Genomic DNA, 20,544 nt, shown 5'->3' with positions numbered 1-20,544 from the left:
TATGGCGTTCGTGCCACGGTGGAGCAAGGCCTTGGCGCCGCGAACGGCTTCCCTGTCAACAGCTTGGGCGTTTTTGCCGGGTCCTTGGTCAGACCAGCAGCAGCGACAAAGCGGCGAGAACGAGCATCAGGGCGGCGGCGAGCGCGCTGGTCAGCGCGACCTTGGGCGCGGCCTTGCGCAGGCTGGAGAAACGAACGCCAAGCCCGAGCGCGGCCATGGCGACGGTCGAAAGCTGCTTGGAGATGGTGCCAAGCGTCGCGGCCAGATCGCCCGAAATCCAGCCGGTGGTGCGTGCTGCCGCAAGGAGCGCGAAAGCGATGATGAACCAGGGGAGGTAGAGCTTCGCGCGGCCCGACCCGGCGCCGGGCGTGCCTTCTTCCGCGAACCGCGGGGCGAGCAGCGCAAGAAGCAGGGTGAGCGGTCCGAGCATCACCACGCGCGATAATTTCACCAGCGTGGCAAGTGCGATCGCCGCCGTCCCGAACGGCGCGGCAGCGGCGACGACCTGCGGCACCGCGTAGACGGTGAGGCCGGTCAGGACGGCGTAATCGGGCAAGTCCTGGCCAAAGCCGAAGACCGCGAACGGAAGCACGATCACCGTGACCACGCCGATCAGGGCGGTCAGCGCAATGGCGGCCGCGACCTCTTCGCGCTTGGCACCGATGATCGGGGCGACCGCGGCAATCGCGCTGTTGCCGCAGATCGCATTGCCCGCGGCGATCAGCATGGCGAGCCGGGGGCCGAGGCCGAGCGCGCGGCCGATCAGGAATACGAGGCCAAGTGCGGCCATGACGACCAGCACGATGATCAGGAACAGCTCCCCGCCAAGCGCGCGCACCGCCGACCAGCTCAGTGTCGCCCCAAGGAGGGCAACGGCAATGTCGAGGACGGTCTTGGCGGAGAACTGGATGCCGGGCTCAGCGCTGTCGGGCAGCTTCACGGCATTACCGACCACCATGCCCAGCAGGATCGCAAGCACCAGGGGCTCCAGCCAGGGCCGGCCGAACAGGGCGGCTTCGGCATCGCCAAGGAGACTGGCCGCGAGAGCGACCAGGACCGAGAGCAGGACACCGGGGAGTAGCTTGAGCGGGTTCAAAATGCGTCAAGCGCGGTGCGCCACGCCGCAAGCCGGGAAGCGCGCTCGGAACCGAGATCGCGGGGGGTAAAGCGGACCCCCTCCCCGATCATCGCCGCGGCGGCGGTATTGAGGTCCGGATGGATCCCCGCCCCCACCGCCGCAAGCAAGGCGGCGCCGCGGGCCGTGGTTTCGATGTCGGCGGGGCGGGTCACTTCGACGCGGGTCATATCGGCAAGATCCTGCGCCAGCCAGTCGTTCACCGCCATGCCCCCGTCGATCCGCAATTTGTGCCATTCGGCACCGGCGCCGGCAAAGGCCGCGGCTAGATCGACCAGCTGGTGGCTGACCGCCTCGAGCGCGGCGCGGGCCACATGCGCCCGGGTCGAGGAGAAGCTTAGTCCCGAAATGGACGCGGTGGCATGCGGCTTCCAGTAAGGCGCGCCCAGCCCCGCCAGCGCCGGGAGCAGGGTGACGCCGCCATTGTCGTCCACCGACCGGGCCAGCGCCTCGGTCTCGTCGGCGGAGCGGAGCAGGCCAAGATTGTCGCGGAGCCACTGGATCAGGCTGCCGGCGACGAAGATCGCGCCCTCCAGCGCATAATGGCGCGTCCCGGCCACTTCGCAGAGGATGGTGCCAAGCAGCTTGCCCGGGCTGGTCGGTGCCAAGGTGCCGACGTTGGTGAGGACGAAGGCGCCGGTGCCGAGCGTCAGCTTGGTCTGCCCGAAGGCGAAGCAGCCTTGTCCGACGGTCGCCGACTGCTGGTCGCCGATCATTCCGCTGATGGGGATCGGTGCGCCGAACAGGTCCGCGTGGGTGACCGCCAGCGGACCCGCATTGCCGACGATCCGCGGCAGGGCTTGGCGGGGAACGCCGAACAGTGAGAGGAGGTCGTCGCTCCAGTCCTTTCCCTCGAGAGGAAGGAGGAGGGTCCGGCTGGCGTTGGTGACATCGCTGATGTGCTTGCCCGAAAGCTTCCAGGTCAGCCAGCTGTCGACCGTTCCGAACGCCAGCCGGTCCCCTGCCCCGCGCACCGCGGGAGCATGTTCCAGCAGCCACGCCATCTTGGTCGCGGAGAAATAGGGATCGAGGAGAAGCCCGGTCTCGCGCTGGACAATCGGCTCGTGGCCCGCCTGGCGGAGCGCTTCGCAGCTGTCCGCGGTGCGGCGGTCCTGCCAGACGATGGCGCGGGCGAGCGGTTCCCCGCTCTGCTTGTCCCACGCGACCACCGTCTCGCGCTGGTTGGTGATGCCGATCGCAGCGATCCGTTCGGGACCGCCGGCCTTGGTGACCATCTCACGGGCGCAGGCGAGGGTCTTGGTCCAGATTTCCGCTGCGTCATGTTCGACGAGGCCGGGGCCGGGATAATGCTGGTCGAGCGGCTGCGCGCAGGTGCCGCATTGCTCGCCCTCCGCCGTGTAGAGGACGGCGCGGGTCGAACTCGTCCCCTCGTCGAGAACGAGGATCAGCCGTTCGTCAGGCCGGGACATTGGCTTCCACCCACTCGGCGATGTCGATCACCGGGATGTTCTCGCTGTCCGCCCAGCTGCGAACCTCGCTGAGGCGGGCCATGCCGCCATCGTCGCGGAGCATGGCGCACAGCACGACCCCTTCGCCAAAACCGAGCTTGTCCATGATGGCGAGCCCCGCCTCGAGCGTGGAGAGCCGCGCGCGCGGGCCGGCGTCGTTGGCGATCAGCGGGAAGATGTGCCCCGGCGAGACGAGGTCCTCGGGCTGGCTGGCCGGATCGACCGCGACGGAGATGGTGCGCGCACGGTCCGCCGCGCTGATACCCGTCGTCACGCCGCTGGCGGCCTCGATCGAGCGCCCGAACGGGCGGCCGCTGCCGCTGTGCGCCTCGCTCTGCTGGGGTTCGATGCCAAGCGCCTCGGCGCGGCTGGCGCTGAGCCCGAGGCAGATGAGGCCGCGGCCATGGCGGGCCATGAAGGCGATGGTGTCGGGCGTGATGCAGCTGGCGGCGGCGGCCAGGTCGAGGTCCCCGCCGCGCAGCGCATCGCCGGCAAGGATGATGAGACCGCCCGCGGCAAGGTGCGCCTTGAGGTTGCTCATCCGAGCCGCCCCGCGGCCTGCGCGACCTGGCGGCCGACCAGTTCGAGCTGCCCCTGGACGGCTGGATCGAGGCAGGCGCCATTGTCGTGGAAGCTGTCGGCAGCGACCTTTACCGCGGCGCCGAACGGGGTCGGCCAGCCACGCAGGGCATGGGCGATCGTCCGCATGGTCGTCATCCCGCTGTTGGCCGCCTGATGACCGAAGGCGGTAACGATGAGGCCCACCGGGCGTCCATCGAGATAGGGCCGCGCATCGTTGGCGAGCTCCTCGAAATAATCGATCGCGTTCTTCACCATACCCGACACGGTGCCATGATAGCCGGGCGTGGCGATGAGGATGCCGTCCGCCCCGCGCACCGCCTCGACCAGCTCGGAGGCCTTGTCGGGGGTCCAGTCGGGACCGCGGTAATGCGGGAGGTGGGAGATGTAGGTCCCATCGAACACGATCACCTCGGCGCCTTCGTCACGGGCAGCCGCGCAGGCCACCGCAAGGGCGCGTTCGGTGCTGCTGCCGGGACGCATGGTCCCGCCAAGGGCGACGATCTTGAGGCTCATGCGCCGAGATTCCCGGACAGCTGGCGGACGGCGTCGGGGCCGAGCCGGAGGCCGAGCTTCGATCTCCGCCAGAGAATGTCGTCCGCACTCATCGCCCACTCCTGTTGTCGCATCCAGTTCACTTCGGCCTCGCTCAATCCGGCGCCATAATCGCGCCCGAGATCGCCGCGCGTCCGGGCCTCGCCAAGCCAGCGCCACGCATCGGTGCCATAGGCACGGACGATCCGCAGCGCCTCGGCGCGGTCGAGGAAGGGATAGTCGGCGCCAAGCCTGTCGGCCAGCGCGGCCGCTCCGTCGACCGGAAAATCGCCGCCTGGAAGGCTTGCCTGCGCGGTCCACGCCGGGCCGAGCCCCGGCAGTCGGGAGGCGAGCAGGTCGAGCGCCTTTTCGCCGAGCTGGCGATAGGAAGTGAGCTTGCCGCCAAGCACCGTCAGCAAGGGTGCGCCGAGGTCGTGGGGAGAAAGATCGAAGCGATAGCCGCGGCTAGCTTCTTCGGGCTTGCCGTTGGCGGCCGCCACCAGGGGGCGGACACCGCTGAAACTGTGGCGAACGTCGGCGCGGTCGAGCTTGCGCCTGAACCAGCCATTGGCGGCGTCGATCAGATAATCGATTTCCGCCTCGCTCGCCGCTATCGGGTCGCCGGATTTGTGGTCGACATCGGTGGTGCCGATGAGGGTGAAATCCTCCTCGAACGGAAGCGCGAAGAAGATGCGTCCGTCGCCGATCTGGAGGAAGTATCCGAAGTCATGGTCGAACAGGCGGTCGACGACGATGTGCGATCCCCGCACCAGCCGGAGCGGCGGGAGGGCGGGTGCGGCCGCCGCCTCGATAACGCTGTTCACGCCGGGACCGGCGGCATTGACGAGCGCGCGGGCACTGAACTGCTTGCCGCCGGCCGTCAGCTGCCAGTGATCCCCGCCGCGCACGGCACTGGTCAGCGGGTGACGGGTAAGGACAGTTGCTCCGCGCTCCGCCGCGCCGCGCGCGTTCAGCACGACCAGCCGGGAATCGTCCGCCCAGCCGTCGCTATATTCGAAAGCCAGCCCGCCTTTCTGCAGCGCGGCGCCAGCCGGATGCGTGCCGAGCCGGATGGTCGAGGTTGCCGGAAGCAGGCGCCGGCCACCCATATGGTCGTAGAGGAACAGCCCGGCCCGAAGCAGCAAGGCCGGGCGCTGGCCGCCGCTGACCGGAAGCACGAGGCGAAGCGGGCGAATGGCGTGCGGTGCCATGCGCCACAGCGTTTCGCGTTCCTTCAGCGCCTCGCGAACCAGCGCGAACTCATAATGTTCGAGGTAGCGAAGACCGCCATGGATCAGCTTGGTCGATGCGCTCGACGTGCCCGACGCGAGGTCGCCTTTCTCGAGCAGCAGGACGCGCGCGCCGCGCCCCGCCGCATCGAAGGCGATCCCGGCGCCGTTGATGCCTCCTCCGATCACGGCAAGGTCATAGGGTCCGTGCGGTTCAGTCACGTCGATCGCCAGGCCTGTCCTTCGTTGTCAGGCGTCAGTGAAGCGGCAGCGGGGACTTGCCGCCGGCGCCTTCGACCCGCTCGATCCGGGGGATCAGCAGCGAGATGCAGGCAAAGGCCAGCAGATAGGAGCTTGCCGCGAACAGGAACAAGGGCAGGTAGCCGTAACCTGCCGTCAGGACGATGCCCGCGATCCATGCGATGGCCGCGCCGCCGAGGTTGCCGGCAAAGGCGCCAAAGGCGGTGACCCGCCCGACCTTGCCGCGCGGGACCACGTCGGTGATCACCGAGAACAGGCTGAGCGAGAAGCCCTGGTGCCCGGCGAGCACGATCGCCATCATGAAGGCGACCACGACGAAGCTGTCGACATTCAGCACCAGCGGCACCGGGGTGACGATCAGCGCGGAGATGAGCATGACCCGCTTGCGCACCTTGTCGACGCTCCACCCCCGCTCGAGCAGCCGGGTCGAGAGCCAGCCCCACAGGAACGCGCCGCCGCCCGAACCGAAGTAGGCGATCGCCATGGCCGCGGCGAGGCTGGAGCCAGACAGGCCGAATTCGCGCCGGTAGAAGTCCGGCAGCCAGTAAAGGAACAGCCACCAGGTGGCGTCCGACAGCAATTTGGCGATGGCGATCGCCCAGGTCCGGCGCTCGGCGAGGATCGCTCCATAGGGCTGGCCGTCGTCCGCGAAATCGATCCGCGGCAGTTCCGCGCCATCGTCGAAGCGAACCCCGCGGGTCGCGAGCAGCCACAGGGCGATGATCACGATGCCCGACGCGCCAGCCACGATGAACGCCCCGCGCCAGCCGACCAGCCCTGCCATCCAGGGGATCAGGAACGGCATCGACACGAGGCCGACCGCAGCGATCAGGGTCTGAAGCCCGATGGCGAGCGATCGCTCGTTCGCAGGGAAGATGGCGGCAACCGTCTTGATGGTTAGCGGTGTGCCCATCGCCTCGGTCGCGCCAAGGCCGATCCGGCAGGCGACGAAATGCCAGGCCGCGGTCGCCCATCCATGCGCTGCCGCGGCAATGCTCCATGCGGCGACGCCGATGACGTTGCCCCATTTGACCCCGAGCTTGTCGACCAGCCATCCGGTCACGAGGAAGGCCGCCGCCGCGGCAAACTGGAAATAGGCCGCAAGGCGCCCGTAATCGGCGTCATTCCAGCCAAGGTCTGCCGACATCTCCGTCTTGAGGAGGGAGATGATCTGCCGGTCGAGCGCGTTCGAGATCCCTGCGAGGCAGAGGATCCCGAACAGCACCCAGCGCAATCTGGGCGCGAGCGGGGACGGCGCCGCCGGTACGTGTCCGCCCGGCTGCACCGTCCCCACCTCGCTCAACGCCCGCCGCCGAAGTTGAAGCGGCCGGTGACGCCGATGTAGCGATCGGCATCGCGCGGGATCTGGAAGCGGTAGGCGCCCGCCGGACCGCCGCTCTGGATGGCGGCCGCATAGCTCTTGTCGAACAGGTTGCGGGCCAGCAGCGTCACCCGCCATTCGTCCATGTGGCCGCCGATGCCGATGGTGGCATTGGTGATCGAATAGCCCTGGATGGTCGCGATCTTCCGGACCACCGGGTCGGGCGAGAATTGCGCCAGCTGCTTGGTCTGCGTGCTGGTGCTTGCGCCGAGGAAGATGTCGACGGGTCCGACGTCACGGACTCGGTAGTCGGCCGACAGCGAGCCCTTCCACTTGGGCGCATAGCCAAGCCGGGTGCCCGACGGGACGACCTGCGAGGGCAGCGCGCCCGGCGGAAGACGGAATGCTTCGACCTGCGCCTTGGTGTAGGCAAGGCCGCCACTGAAGGTCAGGTCACGCACCGGCTGGAAGTTGAGGTCGAGCTCGGCGCCCTTGGTCGAGACCGAACCGGCGTTGGTGAAGCGGGTCACCACCACGCCGGCGACCACGTCGGGGTTGTTGGCCTGGAAGTTCTTGTACTTGGCCGAGAATGCCGTGAGGTTGACGACCAGGCGCCCGTTCATCAGGCTGTTCTTGAGGCCCGCCTCGTAGCTGTTCACCGTCTCCGGATCGATGACGTTGGTGCCGGTCGAATTGAGGTTGAAGAAGACGTTGTAGGCCGGCCCCTTGTAGCCACGGGTGTAGCTTGCATAGGCCATAACGTCCTTGGTCAGGTCATATTGGACCGCGACCTTGCCCGACACGTTGCTTTCCGACGTCTTGGCGCGGAACTGCGTCGCGGGCTGGCCGGTGCCGGTCGTGGTGACCGGGAAGCTCGCCTGGATGCCGGGACCGGCAAGTCGGGTGTTGCGGCTGTGGAAGACGCTCAGCTTGTCGTGGGTGTAGCGCAGGCCGACGACGACCCGGAAGGCGTCGGTCAGATTGACCACGCCCTGGCCGAACGCCGCGGCGTTGGTGAAGGTCGATCCGAAGTCCGCGGTCGCGCCCGGGAAGGTGGACGGCGTGGCGTTCGGGCCGCCGCACGGGATCAGCACGCCGGTCGGTGCGCCGGCCGCCGCAGTGCACACGATATCCTCGCGGTTGAAGATGCGTTCCGCCTTGGCGCGGCTGAAATAGCCGCCCAGCACGTAGGTGAAGAACTGGTTGCCCGGGCTGGTCAGGCGGATTTCCTGGCTGAGCGTGGTGCTCTGCTGCGGGCCGCGATCGTGCAGTTCGTTGAAGCCGACATAGGCCCGCGGCAGGAAATCGCCGTCGCGGATTTCGGTGTTGTTCCAGTCACGGTAGGCGGTGATGCTGGTCAGCGTGTTGGTGCCGACATCGACGTCGACCTGCGCCGACAGGCCCCAGCCGCGTTCCTGCGTACGGGTGACGAGGTTCTGCGCGACCTGCCGGGTCTTGTCGCCAAGGGGGGTCGGAAGCACCGTGAAAACGGGATTGGTGGAGGAGAAACCGGTCAGCTGGTTGGTGCCGCCAAGCGTCGCCGTCAGCGGGGCGTAGGTGCCGATCACTTCAGCGCAGCAATCGTCGTTGTTCTTGTAATAATCGCCGATCACGAGCAGCCGGACCGTGCTTTCGCGCGGCTGGAACAACAATTGCCCGCGCACACCCCAGCGCTTGTAGCCGTTGACGTCGGTGCCCAGCGTCACGTTGCGGATGTTGCCGTCATACTTGCCGTAGAAGGCGGTCACGCGCGACAGCAATTGGTCGCCGAGCGGCACGTTGACGGTGCCGCGCAGGCGGAATTCGTTACCCTCGAAATAGCCGGCCTCGACCGATCCGCCAGCGGTAGCGGTCGGGCGCTTGGTGGTGATGTTGATGACGCCGGCGGACGCGTTCTTGCCGAACAGGGTGCCCTGCGGCCCGCGCAGGACTTCCATCTGATCGGTATCGACGAGATCGGTGAAGGCTTCGCCCGAGCGGGCGTAGACGACGCCGTCGACCACCGTCGAGACGCTCGGTTCACCGGCGATCGAGAAGGTGGCGGTACCGACCCCGCGCAGGAAGATCGTCTGGTTGAGGGTCGTTCCCGACTTGAGGAAGTTCAGCGCCGGGACCAGCAATGTCGCGGTCTCGATGCTGGGACGCGAGGCGGTCGAAAGGGCCGCGCCGCTGACCACCGACACTGCCAGCGGGACTTCCTGCAGGCGCTCGGACCGCTTCTGGGCGGTGACGACGATGTCGGCCGGGCTGACGTCGGTCACGGTCGCGGGATTCGTCGCATTGGACGGACCCTCGGCAGTGGTCGTCTGCGCGGGTTGGCTGGCGGCTGGCGTAGGCGCCTGTTGCGCCGCAGCCGTGGTTGTCAGGCCCATGCCGAGCATGGTGCCGATCAGAAACTTCGCCTTGGACATTGGTCCCCCCTCCTCCTCCGCGCCACTCCTCGACGCGTCTCACGGATCAGAGGTTGAAACCTCAGGGTCATTTATGTCAAGCGTTGTCATATGGCCGTATCCGAACGATCCACGCCGGAAGTCGCGCTTCGCTGGGAGCGTGACGGCGATCAGATCCTGCTGGTCAGCGGAGAGTTTCTCCTGCTGCGTTTGGGGCCCGGCGCGGCTGCGGTCGGCCGCGGTAATCCGTCGATCGAAATGTATCGCGGCAACTTCGCCATCGACGATTCGCCCGAAATGATGCCGCTTGGCCACGCCTGGCGAACGGCGGACGGCGTTATGCTGGCGACCCGTGAGGGCGAATCGCCCCTGCTGTCGATCGCGATCGATGCGGGCGGGGGCAATGCCGGGCGTTTGAAGGTCCGGACCCTGTCGTCAGGCCTCGACCGGATCGTCCTGCGCTTTGCCGGCCTTGCCGGTCAGGATTTCTACGGCGGCGGCGAGCAGATGAGCTATCTGCGGCTGAACGGCCGCCGCTTTCCGATCTGGACGAGCGAACCCGGCGTCGGCCGCGACAAGAGCGATCCGTACACCCAGGCGATGGACGCCTCCGGCTTGGCTGGCGGCGACTATTGGACCACCAATTACCCGCAGCCCACGCTGATCGGGTCGGCAGGCGTTGCGCTGCACCTCGACGCCGCCTGCTATTCGGTCATCGACGCCACCGGTGACGGTGCCGCGTTCGAGATATGGCAAGGCGAAGCAGCGATCGAGGTCCATCGCGCGCCGACCCTCGCTGGCCTGGTGGACCAGCTCTCCACCCGCTTTGGCCGGCAGCCTCCCCTCCCCGACTGGGCGATCGGTGGCGCGATCGTCGGGCTCAAGGACGGGCTGAACAGTTTCGAGCGCCTCGACCGCATGGTCGATGCCGGGGTCGCCGTGTCCGGCCTGTGGTGCGAAGACTGGGCCGGCATCCGCGAGACCAGCTTCGGGCGGCGCTTGTTCTGGGACTGGCAGAAGAACGACAGCCGCTATCCCGACCTACCCGCGCGGATCGCCGAACTGCACAGTCGGGGCATCCGCTTCTTGGCGTATGCCAACCCCTATCTGTGCGTCGACGGACCGTTGTTCGCCGAAGCCGCGGCGGGCGGTCATCTTGCGCTGCAGCGGGACAGCGACAGCCCCTATGCGGTCGATTTTGGAGAATTCGACGCAGGCGTGGTCGATTTCACGCGCGACGAAAGCGCCGCCTGGTTCGCGGAACGGGTGATCGGCAAGGAGATGCTCGACATCGGCATCGACGGCTGGATGGCCGATTTCGGCGAATATCTCCCAACCGACGTCCGGCTGGCGAGCGGCGAAGACCCGATGACCGCGCATAATCGCTGGCCGGTCCTGTGGGCCGAGGTCAACGCCCGCGCCGTGGCAAGCCGTGGCCGCACCGGCGACGCCCTGTTCTTCATGCGTGCCGGCTTCTCGGGCGTGCAGGCGCATTGCTCCCTGCTATGGGCCGGGGACCAGTCGGTGGATTTCTCGCGGCATGACGGGATCAACACCGTCATTACGGCGGCCCTGTCCTCGGGCCTTGTCGGCAATGCCTACAGCCATTCCGACTGCGGCGGCTATACCAGTCTCGGCCACAAGACCCGCACCGAGGAATTGCTTCACCGCTGGTACGAATTATCGGCTTTTTCGCCGGTCTTCCGCACCCACGAGGGCAATCGGCCCGACGACAATCTGCAGGTGGACAGCAATCCGGACCTGCTCGCCGGCTTCGCGCGCTGGAGCCGGGTGCACCGCCACCTAGCCCCTTACGTCCGCACCTTGTGTGACGAGGCACAGGCGACCGGCCTGCCCGCGCAGCGGCCGCTTTTCCTCCACGCCCCCGGCGACCGCGAGACCGCGGGAATCCAGGACCAGTATCTCTACGGCCGCGACCTGATGGTCGCCCCGGTGGTCGAGGAGAATGCAGTCGAACGCCGCGTCTACGTGCCCGGCGGCGAGCTATGGCGCGACCTGTGGAGTGGCAGCATGGTCGAGGCCGGCTGGCACGACGTTCCCGCCCCGCTTGGTCGCCCGCCGCTGTTCGTGCGCGATGGCTCCGCCCACGCCGAACTGTTCGCCGCCATCCCGGACATCCTGCGATGAGCATTCGGCCCACCATCAAGGATGTGGCCGCCGCGGCGGGGGTCTCGATCAAGACCGTCAGCCGCGTGCTGAACGAACACCCCTACGTCCGCGCGGACACCAAGTTGCGGGTGGATGAGGCGATGCGGCGCCTCGACTTCCGCCCGAGCATCGCGGCGCGCATCCTGTCTGGCGCCAAGTCCAATCAGATCGCGCTCATCTACGACAATCACAGTCCCTATTACATGCACCAGGTGCTGACCGGCTGCTGGGAGCGCTGCCATGTCGAGGGTGTGCGGCTGGTCGCCCAGCCTGTCGTCGTCACCGAAGCCAATGTTGGGGACGAGGTCCGCGACCTCATCGCCGAGACCCGCATCGACGGCGCGATCCTGTCCTCTCCGGTCACCGACTGCGAGCCGGTCCTCCGCGCGCTCGAAAGCATGAACGTGCCGTTCGTGCGGATCAGCCCCGGCACCAATCACGCGCGATCGAGCTCGGTCTACATGGACGACGTCCAGGCGGCCGACGACATGACGACCCACCTCGTCAATCTTGGGCACCGCCGGATCGGCTTCATCAAGGGCCATCCCAACCACCTTGCGTCGGAGGAACGGCTGGCCGGCTACCGCCGCGCGCTGAGCCGGGCCGGGATTGCCCACGACCCGGCGCTCGTCGCCGACGGCGAATTCGACTTTGCGAGCGGGCAGGCGGCGGCGCGGACCTTTCTTGATTCGGTCCATCCGCCGACCGCCATCTTCGCCAGCAACGATGACATGGCCGCGGGCGTGCTGGCGGTGGCCCATGCCCGCGGGATCGAGCTGCCCAACGCGCTTTCCGTCGTTGGCTTCGATGACACCACTCTGGCGCAGACCGTATGGCCGCCGCTGACCACCATCCACCAGCCCGTATTCGACCTTGCGCGCACGGCAACCAGCCTTTTGCTGTCGGGCGAATTTGCGCACCGGCGGCTTGATCATCGTCTCGTCGAGCGCGCTTCGGCCGTCCGGCGGGCCCATCAGGAGTGACCATGAGCGATCTTCCCCCGGCGTCCGAACGGACGCTGACCCTCGGGCCGGACGGGCCCGCCATCGCCCCCTTGAGCTGGGGCATGTGGCGCCTTGCGGGCACGCGGGAAGTAGCGGCGCGCCTGGTCCATACGGCGCTTGATAACGGCCTCAACCTCCTCGACACCGCCGACATCTACGGCTTCGACGGGTCGGGCGGCTTCGGCGATGCCGAGGCGCTGCTGGGCGAAGTGCTGGCGGCCGAGCCAGGCTTGCGCGGGCGCATGGTGCTGGCGACCAAGGGCGGCATCCGCCCGCCCCTCCCCTACGACCAGAGCCCGGCGTATCTGGCCGAGGCGATCGACGCATCGCTCAGCCGCCTGCGGACCGACCATGTCGAGCTGTGGCAGGTCCATCGGCCCGACATCCTTGCGCACCCGCAGGAAACAGCCGCCGCGCTCGAACAGGCGGTCGCCGCGGGCAAGATCGGGCGGATCGGCGTTTCCAACTTCACGGTGCCGCAGGTCGAGGCGCTGCAGGCATTCCTGTCGCAGCCGCTGGCGACGACTCAGCCCGAAATCTCGCCGCTGCGGATTACCTGCTTCGAAAATGGCGAGCTCGACCAGGCGATGCGGATGGGTATGCGCCCGCTGGCCTGGTCGCCGCTCGGCGGAGGGCGTCTCCTCTCGCCGGAAAGCGAGCGCGACAAGGCGGTCGCCCATGCGCTCGACGCGGTGCATTCCGCGGACCGCAGCGTCGCTGCCCTGTCGTGGCTGATGGCGCATCCGGCCGGGATCGTGCCGATCCTCGGCACCCAGAAGGCCGAACGCATCGCCGCTGCCGCCAAGGCGCTCGAGGTGCGCTGGAATCGTGAACAATGGTATGCGGTGCTGGTCGCCGCGCGTGGGGAGCAACTGCCATGACGACCCCTTGTGAAGTCAGCTGGTTTTCGGCGCTGTGCGACGATGATTACGAGTTCCTCGGCGTTCCCGACGAGCGGCTCCGCTCAAGCTGGGAGCATTGCCGCAACATCGTGCTGGCGGCGGAGGAAGGCGGCTTCGACAACGTCCTCCTCCCGTCCGGCTATCAGCTCGGGATCGACACCACGGTCTTTGCCGCGGCGATTGCGCCTTACCTGCAGCGCCTGAAGCTGCTGTGGGCGTGCCGGATGGGCGAGGACTGGCCGCCGCAACTGGCGCGGCGCATCGCCACGCTGGACCGCATCCTCGGCCCCAATGCCGCGGGTGACGGCGGACGGCTCACCGTCAACGTCATCGCGTCGGACCTGCCGGGCGAGAAGCTGCCCGGCGACGCACGTTACCAGCGCGCGATCGAGGTAATGCAGATCCTCAAGACGCTGCTGGCGGGGGAGCATCTCAAGATCGACGGCGACTTCTACAAGATGGAGCTCGATCCGATGCGGATCGGGACGCTGTCCGGCAAGCCTCCCCTGCTCTACTTCGGTGGCCTCAGCCACGAAGCGCGCGAGGCGGCGGCGATCGGCTGCGACGTCTACCTGATGTGGCCCGATGTCATGGCCAAGGTGAAGGAAACGATCGCCGACCTGAAGGAGCGCGCCACCAGGCATGGGCGCGCCCTTCGCTTTGGTTACCGCGTCCACGTCATCGTCCGCGAGACCGAGAGCGAGGCACGCGCCTACGCCGACCGCCTGCTTTCCAAGCTCGATGCGGCGACCGGCGACGCCATCCGCAACAAGAGCCTCGATGCGCAGAATTACGGCGTCCAGCGCCAGGCCGAATTGCGCGGCGCTGCCGATGGCGAGGGCTTCGTCGAGGACAATCTGTGGACCGGCATCGGCCGTGCCCGTTCGGGCTGCGGATCGGCGATCGTCGGCGATCCCGACCAGGTGCTTGCCAAGCTCCAGGAATATCGCGCGGCGGGGATCGATGCCTTCATCCTGTCGGGATACCCGCACCAGGCGGAATGCGACCTGTTCGCCCGTCACGTCCTGCCAAGGCTCGACCACGCGCCGTTCTAGGGCCAGGGTCTGGCCGGCGATCGAAAGGGAGGCGGACCTTCGTCCAGCGAAGCGTCCGGCGATGGGATCGTGTAAGGACCTGCCCGTATGAACATCGAGAACAGCCGCAACTATTACGGGCAGGTGCTTTCGGGCTCCGCAGACCTTCGCACCGACGCTTGCTGCACGACCGAGGCGCCGCCGCCGGCCATTCGCGCCGCGCTGGCCAACGTGCACGAGGAAGTGCGATCCCGTTATTATGGGTGCGGGCTGGTCGTTCCGGATGCGATCGAAGGGTGCGCGATCCTCGACCTCGGTTCGGGGTCGGGACAGGACGCCTATCTCCTTTCCCAACTGGTCGGCGCGCGCGGCAGCGTCACCGGCGTCGACGCCACGCCCGAACAGCTGGAAGTCGCCGAGCGTCACAGAGATTGGCACGCCGAGAAGTTCGGATTTGCAAATACCCGCTTCCTCCAGGGCGACATCGAGTGGCTGGACGAGCTTGGCCTTGCCGACGCGAGCTTTGACGTGATCGTGTCCAATTGCGTCATCAATCTCGTCGCCGATAAGGCCGCGGTGTTCCGCGCCGCCCACCGCCTGTTGAAGCCTGGGGGCGAGCTCTACTTCTCGGACGTCTACGCCGACCGGCGGGTCGCGCCCGAGCTGCTCGCCGACCCTGTGCTGCATGGCGAATGCCTTGCCGGAGCGCTCTACTGGGGCGACTTCGACTCGCTCGCCAAGGCGGCGGGGTTCGCCGACCCGCGCCTGGTGACCGACCGACCGCTCGGCATCGGCGATCCCGCCGTCGCCGAGAAGGTGGCCGGTCATCGCTTCTTCTCGGCAACCTACCGCTTGTTCAAGCTCGACGGGCTGGAGCCGCAATGCGAGGATTACGGCCAGGCCGTGCGCTATCGCGGCACCATCCCCGGCAGCTTCACCCTCGACAAGCACCACCACATCGAGGCCGGCCGCGTTTTTCCCGTCTGCGGCAATACGTGGAAGATGCTGGCGGAAACCCGCTTCGCCTCGCACTTCGACTTCTTCGGTGATTTCGCACGGCATTACGGGGTCTTCGCCGGATGCGGATCGTCGCTGCCTTTCGACGATCAGGAGGTGGCAGACACGGCATCGAGCGGCTGCTGTTGAGGACAGGACTCTAGCTTCGCCGTCCTTGCCTCGTTCCAGTCACTGTTCGTTCACCCGCAGGATCTGACTATCCTGACGCACGGCGCGTGGAGCGAGAATGATGAGCGACATCCAGTTCGCCCAGAACCGGTTTGGCCTTGGCCCGCGCGGCAGTGAGCCGGCGGGAACGCGCGACGGCCGCGCTTGGGTTGAGGCGCAGGTCGCTGGGCGACTGGCGGCGCTGGAAAATGCCCCCACCCGCTCCGAAGCCGCCGAAGCGCTGATCGCCTATCGCGAGGAGCAGCGCGATGCGCGGCAGGGCGCGACGCAGGCGCCCGCAAGCGCGGCGACTGGCAGTGCGGAAATGTCGGCCGCGTCGATGACACCGAGGCCTGTTCCGGGCACTGCTGCGCCCGCCCCTCGCCCTCCCCGTCCGCCAGAGCTGATGGCGGCGCGCCGTGAGCAGCGCGACTTGTATCTGAGGGCTGTGGCCGCTCGGACCAGCGCGGCCCTGACGACGCCGACTCCGTTCCTTGAGCGGATGGCGCATTTCTGGGCCAATCACTTCGCCGTCGCGGCGACCAAGGTGACCACGATCGGCTATGCCGGGCTGCTCGAACTCGACGCGATCCGTCCCAATCTGACCGGCAGCTTTGCCGACCTGCTGCTCGCGGTCGAGCGCCATCCCGCGATGCTCCTCTATCTCGATCAGGCGCAGTCGGTCGGGCCCAACAGCATTGTCGGGCAGCGCGCCGGTGCACGTGGCCGTGACATCGGCCTCAATGAGAATCTCGCGCGCGAGATACTGGAGTTGCACACTCTTGGCGTTCGCACGGGCTACAGCCAGGTCGATGTGACCGAGTTCGCCCGCGCGCTGACGGGCTGGACGGTCGCCGGGATCGGTCGCGGGCCGATGCAGCGCTTTCTGTCCGGGCCGCGCGGGGACTTCGGCTTTGCCGACGTGCTGCACGAGCCTGGTGCACGGACCATCCTTGGCAAGCGCTACGGGGAGGATGGCGAAGCGCAGGCGCGGGCGGTGCTGCTCGACCTTGCGACGCATCCGGCAACCGCCCGCCACATCGCGACCAAGCTTGCCCGCCATTTCATTGCCGACGATCCGCCAGCGACAGCAGTAGCGGGGGTAGAAAAGGCGTTTCTCGACAGCCGCGGCGACCTTCCAACCGTCTACCGCGCACTGATCGCCGCACCCGAAGCGTGGCAGACCGACCGTCCCAAGTTCCGCAACCCCTGGGAATGGACGATCGCCAGCCTGCGGGCACTCGACATGCCGGCGCCGCCCGCCCAGCGCACGGCCGGGCTGCTTCAGGAACTTGGAATGCCGGTCTGGCGTCCGACTTCCCCCGCGGGCTTCGACGACATCGCCGCCAGCTGGGCCGGCCCCGATGCGCTGGTCCGCAGGGTCGAGGCAGCCGGACGCTTCGCCACCGCCGCCGGCCAGGGCGTCGACGCCCGGGCCCTGGCGCCCAAGATGCTGGGCGCGGCGCTCAGCACTGTCACCGCGACAGCGATCAGCCGCGCCGAGAGCCCGGCGACGGGGCTTGCGCTGCTGCTCGTCTCGCCCGAATTCCTCAAGAGGTAGTCATGGATCGAAGGAGCTTCCTCGCCACCGGCGCGAGCGGCGTCGCCGCCGTCACCTTCGCCCCGCGCCTGGCCTTCGCAGCGGCCGCGACCGACCGCCGCTTCCTGTTCGTGATCCAGCGCGGCGCCGCCGATGGCCTTGCCATCCTCGCCCCGACCGGTGACCCGGGCTATGCCAGGCTCCGCCCACAACTGGGCGCCGAGGCCGGTAGCGGGACAAGGCTCGACGGCATGTTCGCGCTCCACCCGGCACTGAAGCAGGTCGCGGCGATGACCGCGTCGAAGCAGGCGCTGCTGGTCCACGCGGTTGCCTCCCCGTATCGCGACCGCTCGCACTTCGACGGGCAGAACGTGCTCGAGACCGGCGGCGCACTGCCCTACCGGATGCGCGACGGCTGGATGAACCGCCTGGTCCGGACCATGCCCGACAACCCGCAGGCGATCGCCTTCGCCCCCGCCGTGCCGCCCGCCCTTCGCGGCGCGGCGCGGGTCGCCACCTATGCGCCCTCCAACCTCCCCGATGCCAGTGACGACCTCATGATCCGCGTTGGTGACCTGTACGCGCAGGATCCCCAGCTCGGCCCGCTGTGGAACGAGGCATTGGCGGCGCGGACCAAGGCGGGGGATCTTGCGACCGGCCGGGGCGCGGCCGCCGCGGGCGCGCTCGCGGCACGCATGATGAAAGGGCCCGGCGGCGCGCGGATCGGAATGGTCGAGACCGACGGCTGGGATACCCACACCGCGCAACGGGGGCGCCTCAATGCGCAGCTGACCGGGCTCGATGCCCTGCTTGCCGCCTATCGCGACGGGCTGGGGGAGGACTGGAAGAACACGCTCGTGCTGGTCGCCACCGAATTCGGCCGTACGGCGCATGAGAATGGCACGGGCGGCACCGACCACGGGACCGGCTCTGGCGCGTTCCTGCTCGGCGGATCGGTTGCCGGCGGCAAGGTCCTGGCGGACTGGCCGGGCCTCGCACCGGCCGCGCTATACGAGGAGCGCGACCTCAAGCCGACGATCAATCTCGATGCGCTGATCGCGACCGCGCTCGGCCAGCATTTCGGACAGGACCCCGCACGGCTGGCGCAGCTGCTGTTCCCGGAAACCGCCTCTGCGCCGCTGCGCCAGTCGTTGATCCTGAGCTGAAGAAGGCCGCGCCGGCCTTCTGACTGCGCTGGTCGCAGCAGGGGCGAGGAAAGCGGGCGTTCCCAGGCAGGTGCGGCGGACAAGTGCCCTCGTCCACCAGAGGTGACGCTGGTCACTTCGAAGATGCTGGCTGGGGCGGCAGGATTCGAACCTGCGAATGCCGGTACCAAAAACCGGTGCCTTACCACTTGGCGACGCCCCAGTGCGCGCGGCGGCTTATAGCGATTGCGCGGCGCTCGGGAAGCCTCGACTTGCCGTGGCTCGTCAGGCAGCGCGCGGGCGGTGCGGGAGCAGCGGGACGGGCCTCGTCGCGACACGGTCGAGGGGTGCCGGCGCCGGCGGAATGGCCGGACGGCCGAACAGAAAGCCCTGCAGCTGGCCGCAGCCGAGCAGGGTCATCTGCTCGGCCTGCTCGGCGGTCTCGATCCCTTCCGCGGTAACCTCCAGCCGGAGGCCGCGGGCGAGGGTCAGGATGGATTCGATGATGGCGCGTTCGGGCGGGCGTCCGGGCCGCGCCGCCGCGGCAGTGAAGCTGCGGTCGATCTTGACCTTGGTGAAGGCGCCGCTGACCAAGCAATTGAAGTTCGAATAGCCCATCCCGAAATCGTCGAGGACGAGGCGCACGCCAACCGCGCGCAGCTGCTCGAGCGTGGCCCGCGTGGTGCTGTCGTCGGCGAGGAAGATGCTTTCGGTGACTTCCAGCTCGAGCCGCTGGGCCGACAGCCCGCTGGTCCCGAGAGCATGGATGACGTGGCCGACGAGGACCGACCCGGCGGCGAGCTGCGCGCTCGACACGTTCACGGCGACGCGTGCCTCGTCCTCCCATCCCGCGGCTTCGCGGCAGGCTTCGCGCAGGACCCAGTTGCCGACCTGCCCGATCAGCCCGGCGTCCTCGATCACGGGCACGAACAGGTCGGGCGGAACGTCGCCGCGCGTGGGATGATTCCAGCGCAACAGCGCCTCGCGGGCAATCACCTGGTGGGTCTGGCTGTTGACGATCGGCTGATAGGCAAGGCTCAACTCGCCGCTCTTGAGTGCCGAACGCAGGTCGCTCTCCAGCGCGCGGTTGGCGGCCGCCTGTTCGGCCATCCAGGCAGCGAAGAAATGAAACCCTCCCCGGCCCGCGTCCTTGGCGCTGTAGAGGGCAAGGTCGGCGCTGCGGGTCAGCTCCTCCTGCGTCACGCCATCGGTCGGGGCGACGGCGATGCCGATGGTCGCACCGATGTTGAGGTCGGCGGCGCCGATCCGATAGGGCGCCGAGAGCACGCGGATGATCTCCTCGGCAAGCCGGGCGAGGTCGGCGCGGCTGTGGCCAAGGGTCAGCACCAGCGCGAACTCGTCGCCGCCGAGGCGCCCGACACGCGGCCCAGGCGCGACGCGCTCAAGACGGCGCGCCACCTCGCACAGCAGTTCATCCCCGATTTCATGGCCGAGCGTGTCGTTGACGAGCTTGAAGCGGTCGAGGTCGACCAGCATCAGCGCGCAGCCGCCATGACCGACGTGACGGCGCAGCAGGGCCTCCTCAAGGAGCTCGCGGATGAGGAGGCGGTTGGCCAGCCCCGTCATGAGGTCGTGACGGGCGGCGGTGACGCTGTCGTGGCCGGTAAGCCTGGTCGCGGTGATGTCGGACCCCACGCCCCGCCAGCCGAGCAGCCGGCCGTGGTCGCCGATGACGGGCTTTCCCGACAGGGAGAACCACGCGCGGCCGCCAAGGGCGGGAACGGCGACGTCGCGGAACGAGCGTGACCCGCGCAACGCCTCGATGATCGAGCGCATGCCGGCGGAGACGGGCGCGATGCGTCCATGCGGATCGAGCAGCTGGAAGGCGGACACCCCGACAAGGGCCTCCGCGCTGGTCCCGAGCGCATCGGCAAAGTCGTTCGAAACGCGGCTGATGGTAAGGTCGGGCCCCAGTTCCCACAGCCATTCGCTGCCCGAAGCGTCGAATTCGCGCAGGAGGGTGATGAGCTCGGCCTTTTCCTGCAGCTCGATGGTGGCGCTGAGGTGGCCCGCGAACTGCGCGGCATTCCACAGCACGGCGTAGGTCAGCAGCGCCGCGAAAAGAGGAAGGAGAAGCGGAATGGCCACCGGGTCGAGCGAGGTCATGCTGACGAAGCCCGCCACCGCAACCGCCGCGACGTAGCACAGCGCGGCCGGGGGCACGGTCGACAGGGTAACGCTCGCACCGCTGGCCATGCCGAACAGGACGACGACGGTGATTAGCTGGTCGTAGACAGGGATCTGCTGGAACCAGAAGACCGACGGGAGGACCCAGAGGATGCTGAGGAAGGCAATGGGCGGAAGGATCGTTCGGATCGTCGCCGGCTTGCGAAGGGCATAGGACGGGTCGTGCTTGAGGCGGGCGACACGGGCCCAGCGCGCAAGGCAAAAAAACAGGAGGGTGGAGAACCAGATCGCGACCTCGGCCTTGGGCACGTCGCGCCACAGGCAGGCGGCAAGGATCAGGGCGGCGAAGACGTTGACGATGATGGTGAGCGGCACCATCCGCACGAAAGCGTCGATCTGACCCTGCCGAACGCGATGCGCGCGGCAATCGGCCGGAGGAGCGAGGAAGCAGAGTTGCAGCAAGGGGATGCGCGGCGGCGGTGCGAATCCCTCGCTCATGCTTTGTTGCCCCCCTGCCACG

The 20,544-nt window shown here is 68.0% G+C and carries 15 protein-coding genes and 1 tRNA gene; 7 read left to right on the top strand and 9 right to left on the bottom strand.

The window, feature by feature from the left end; all coding sequences use genetic code 11:
- Window positions 1-88: 88 nt before the first annotated feature.
- From ABD729_RS11460 to ABD729_RS11430, 7 genes are read right to left on the bottom strand one after another with little or no spacing between them, the layout of a single operon-like run.
- The gene (locus ABD729_RS11460) at window positions 89-1,096 is read right to left on the bottom strand and encodes a YeiH family protein (protein ID WP_344710388.1); all 1,008 of its coding nucleotides are present in this window, start codon (window positions 1,094-1,096) and stop codon (window positions 89-91) included.
- On the bottom strand, window positions 1,093-2,565 hold the full coding sequence (locus ABD729_RS11455; RefSeq protein WP_344710386.1) for an FGGY family carbohydrate kinase: 1,473 nt from the start codon (window positions 2,563-2,565) through the stop codon (window positions 1,093-1,095). The genes ABD729_RS11460 and ABD729_RS11455 overlap by 4 nt, the downstream gene beginning before the upstream one ends.
- Window positions 2,552-3,145 (bottom strand): 3,4-dihydroxy-2-butanone-4-phosphate synthase, encoded by a 594-nt coding sequence (locus ABD729_RS11450; protein ID WP_344710384.1) that lies wholly within the window; start codon window positions 3,143-3,145, stop codon window positions 2,552-2,554. The genes ABD729_RS11455 and ABD729_RS11450 overlap by 14 nt, the downstream gene beginning before the upstream one ends.
- A complete protein-coding gene (locus ABD729_RS11445; RefSeq protein ID WP_344710382.1) occupies window positions 3,142-3,699 on the bottom strand; it encodes an NADPH-dependent FMN reductase in 558 nt (185 codons plus the stop codon). Before ABD729_RS11445 ends, ABD729_RS11450 begins: the two co-directional genes overlap by 4 nt.
- Complete coding sequence (locus ABD729_RS11440; RefSeq protein WP_344710380.1) at window positions 3,696-5,168, bottom strand: glycerol-3-phosphate dehydrogenase; 1,473 nt, start codon at window positions 5,166-5,168, stop codon at window positions 3,696-3,698. The genes ABD729_RS11445 and ABD729_RS11440 overlap by 4 nt, the downstream gene beginning before the upstream one ends.
- 34 nt (window positions 5,169-5,202) lie before the next feature.
- Window positions 5,203-6,501 carry an MFS transporter gene (locus ABD729_RS11435; RefSeq protein WP_344711430.1) on the bottom strand — a complete coding sequence of 433 codons (1,299 nt, stop codon included), beginning with the start codon at window positions 6,499-6,501 and terminating at the stop codon, window positions 5,203-5,205.
- Between the two features lie 5 nt (window positions 6,502-6,506).
- Window positions 6,507-8,939 (bottom strand): TonB-dependent receptor, encoded by a 2,433-nt coding sequence (locus tag ABD729_RS11430; protein ID WP_344710378.1) that lies wholly within the window; start codon window positions 8,937-8,939, stop codon window positions 6,507-6,509.
- A gap of 90 nt (window positions 8,940-9,029) precedes the next feature.
- On the opposite strand from ABD729_RS11430, the gene ABD729_RS11425 reads away from it, so the two are divergent.
- The 7 genes from ABD729_RS11425 (at window position 9,030) to ABD729_RS11395 (ending at window position 17,897) form a co-directional block, all read left to right on the top strand.
- The gene (locus ABD729_RS11425; RefSeq protein WP_344710376.1) at window positions 9,030-11,066 is read left to right on the top strand and encodes an alpha-glucosidase; all 2,037 of its coding nucleotides are present in this window, start codon (window positions 9,030-9,032) and stop codon (window positions 11,064-11,066) included.
- Window positions 11,063-12,070, top strand: a complete 1,008-nt coding sequence (locus tag ABD729_RS11420; RefSeq protein WP_344710374.1) for a LacI family DNA-binding transcriptional regulator — start codon at window positions 11,063-11,065, stop codon at window positions 12,068-12,070. The genes ABD729_RS11425 and ABD729_RS11420 overlap by 4 nt, the downstream gene beginning before the upstream one ends.
- 2 nt (window positions 12,071-12,072) lie before the next feature.
- A complete protein-coding gene (locus ABD729_RS11415; RefSeq protein WP_344710372.1) occupies window positions 12,073-12,972 on the top strand; it encodes an aldo/keto reductase in 900 nt (299 codons plus the stop codon).
- On the top strand, window positions 12,969-14,048 hold the full coding sequence (locus ABD729_RS11410) for an LLM class flavin-dependent oxidoreductase (protein WP_344710370.1): 1,080 nt from the start codon (window positions 12,969-12,971) through the stop codon (window positions 14,046-14,048). Before ABD729_RS11415 ends, ABD729_RS11410 begins: the two co-directional genes overlap by 4 nt.
- Window positions 14,049-14,135: 87 nt before the next feature.
- A complete protein-coding gene (locus tag ABD729_RS11405) occupies window positions 14,136-15,173 on the top strand; it encodes a methyltransferase domain-containing protein (RefSeq protein WP_344710368.1) in 1,038 nt (345 codons plus the stop codon).
- 97 nt (window positions 15,174-15,270) lie between these two features.
- Window positions 15,271-16,752, top strand: coding sequence for a DUF1800 domain-containing protein (locus ABD729_RS11400; RefSeq protein ID WP_344710366.1), 1,482 nt, complete (start codon window positions 15,271-15,273; stop codon window positions 16,750-16,752).
- A 2-nt stretch (window positions 16,753-16,754) separates the two neighbouring features.
- Window positions 16,755-17,897 (top strand): DUF1501 domain-containing protein, encoded by a 1,143-nt coding sequence (locus tag ABD729_RS11395; protein ID WP_344710364.1) that lies wholly within the window; start codon window positions 16,755-16,757, stop codon window positions 17,895-17,897.
- A gap of 127 nt (window positions 17,898-18,024) precedes the next feature.
- Here ABD729_RS11395 and ABD729_RS11390 read toward each other — a convergent pair.
- Together ABD729_RS11390 and ABD729_RS11385 are read right to left on the bottom strand one after the other, a co-directional pair.
- A tRNA-Gln gene (locus ABD729_RS11390) sits at window positions 18,025-18,099 on the bottom strand.
- Between the two features lie 62 nt (window positions 18,100-18,161).
- Window positions 18,162-20,522, bottom strand: a complete 2,361-nt coding sequence (locus tag ABD729_RS11385; RefSeq protein WP_344710362.1) for a putative bifunctional diguanylate cyclase/phosphodiesterase — start codon at window positions 20,520-20,522, stop codon at window positions 18,162-18,164.
- Window positions 20,523-20,544 lie beyond the last annotated feature (22 nt).

Origin of the sequence: Sphingomonas humi (assembly GCF_039536725.1) — a bacterium.
Classification (GTDB): domain Bacteria; phylum Pseudomonadota; class Alphaproteobacteria; order Sphingomonadales; family Sphingomonadaceae; genus Sphingomicrobium; species Sphingomicrobium humi.
This window is presented reverse-complemented; position numbering and strand designations above follow the sequence as displayed.

What these genes read in the sequence shown, in the direction of transcription:
- ABD729_RS11445 (WP_344710382.1), bottom strand. Translation starts at nt 3,699, where the DNA reads ATGAGCCTCAAGATCGTCGCCCTTGGCGGGACCATGCGTCCCGGCAGC.
- ABD729_RS11405 (WP_344710368.1), top strand. Translation starts at nt 14,136, where the DNA reads ATGAACATCGAGAACAGCCGCAACTATTACGGGCAGGTGCTTTCGGGC.
- ABD729_RS11410 (WP_344710370.1), top strand. Translation starts at nt 12,969, where the DNA reads ATGACGACCCCTTGTGAAGTCAGCTGGTTTTCGGCGCTGTGCGACGAT.
- ABD729_RS11420 (WP_344710374.1), top strand. Translation starts at nt 11,063, where the DNA reads ATGAGCATTCGGCCCACCATCAAGGATGTGGCCGCCGCGGCGGGGGTC.
- ABD729_RS11455 (WP_344710386.1), bottom strand. Translation starts at nt 2,565, where the DNA reads ATGTCCCGGCCTGACGAACGGCTGATCCTCGTTCTCGACGAGGGGACG.
- ABD729_RS11425 (WP_344710376.1), top strand. Translation starts at nt 9,030, where the DNA reads ATGGCCGTATCCGAACGATCCACGCCGGAAGTCGCGCTTCGCTGGGAG.
- ABD729_RS11415 (WP_344710372.1), top strand. Translation starts at nt 12,073, where the DNA reads ATGAGCGATCTTCCCCCGGCGTCCGAACGGACGCTGACCCTCGGGCCG.
- ABD729_RS11395 (WP_344710364.1), top strand. Translation starts at nt 16,755, where the DNA reads ATGGATCGAAGGAGCTTCCTCGCCACCGGCGCGAGCGGCGTCGCCGCC.
- ABD729_RS11450 (WP_344710384.1), bottom strand. Translation starts at nt 3,145, where the DNA reads ATGAGCAACCTCAAGGCGCACCTTGCCGCGGGCGGTCTCATCATCCTT.
- ABD729_RS11400 (WP_344710366.1), top strand. Translation starts at nt 15,271, where the DNA reads ATGATGAGCGACATCCAGTTCGCCCAGAACCGGTTTGGCCTTGGCCCG.
- ABD729_RS11385 (WP_344710362.1), bottom strand. Translation starts at nt 20,522, where the DNA reads ATGAGCGAGGGATTCGCACCGCCGCCGCGCATCCCCTTGCTGCAACTC.
- ABD729_RS11430 (WP_344710378.1), bottom strand. Translation starts at nt 8,939, where the DNA reads ATGTCCAAGGCGAAGTTTCTGATCGGCACCATGCTCGGCATGGGCCTG.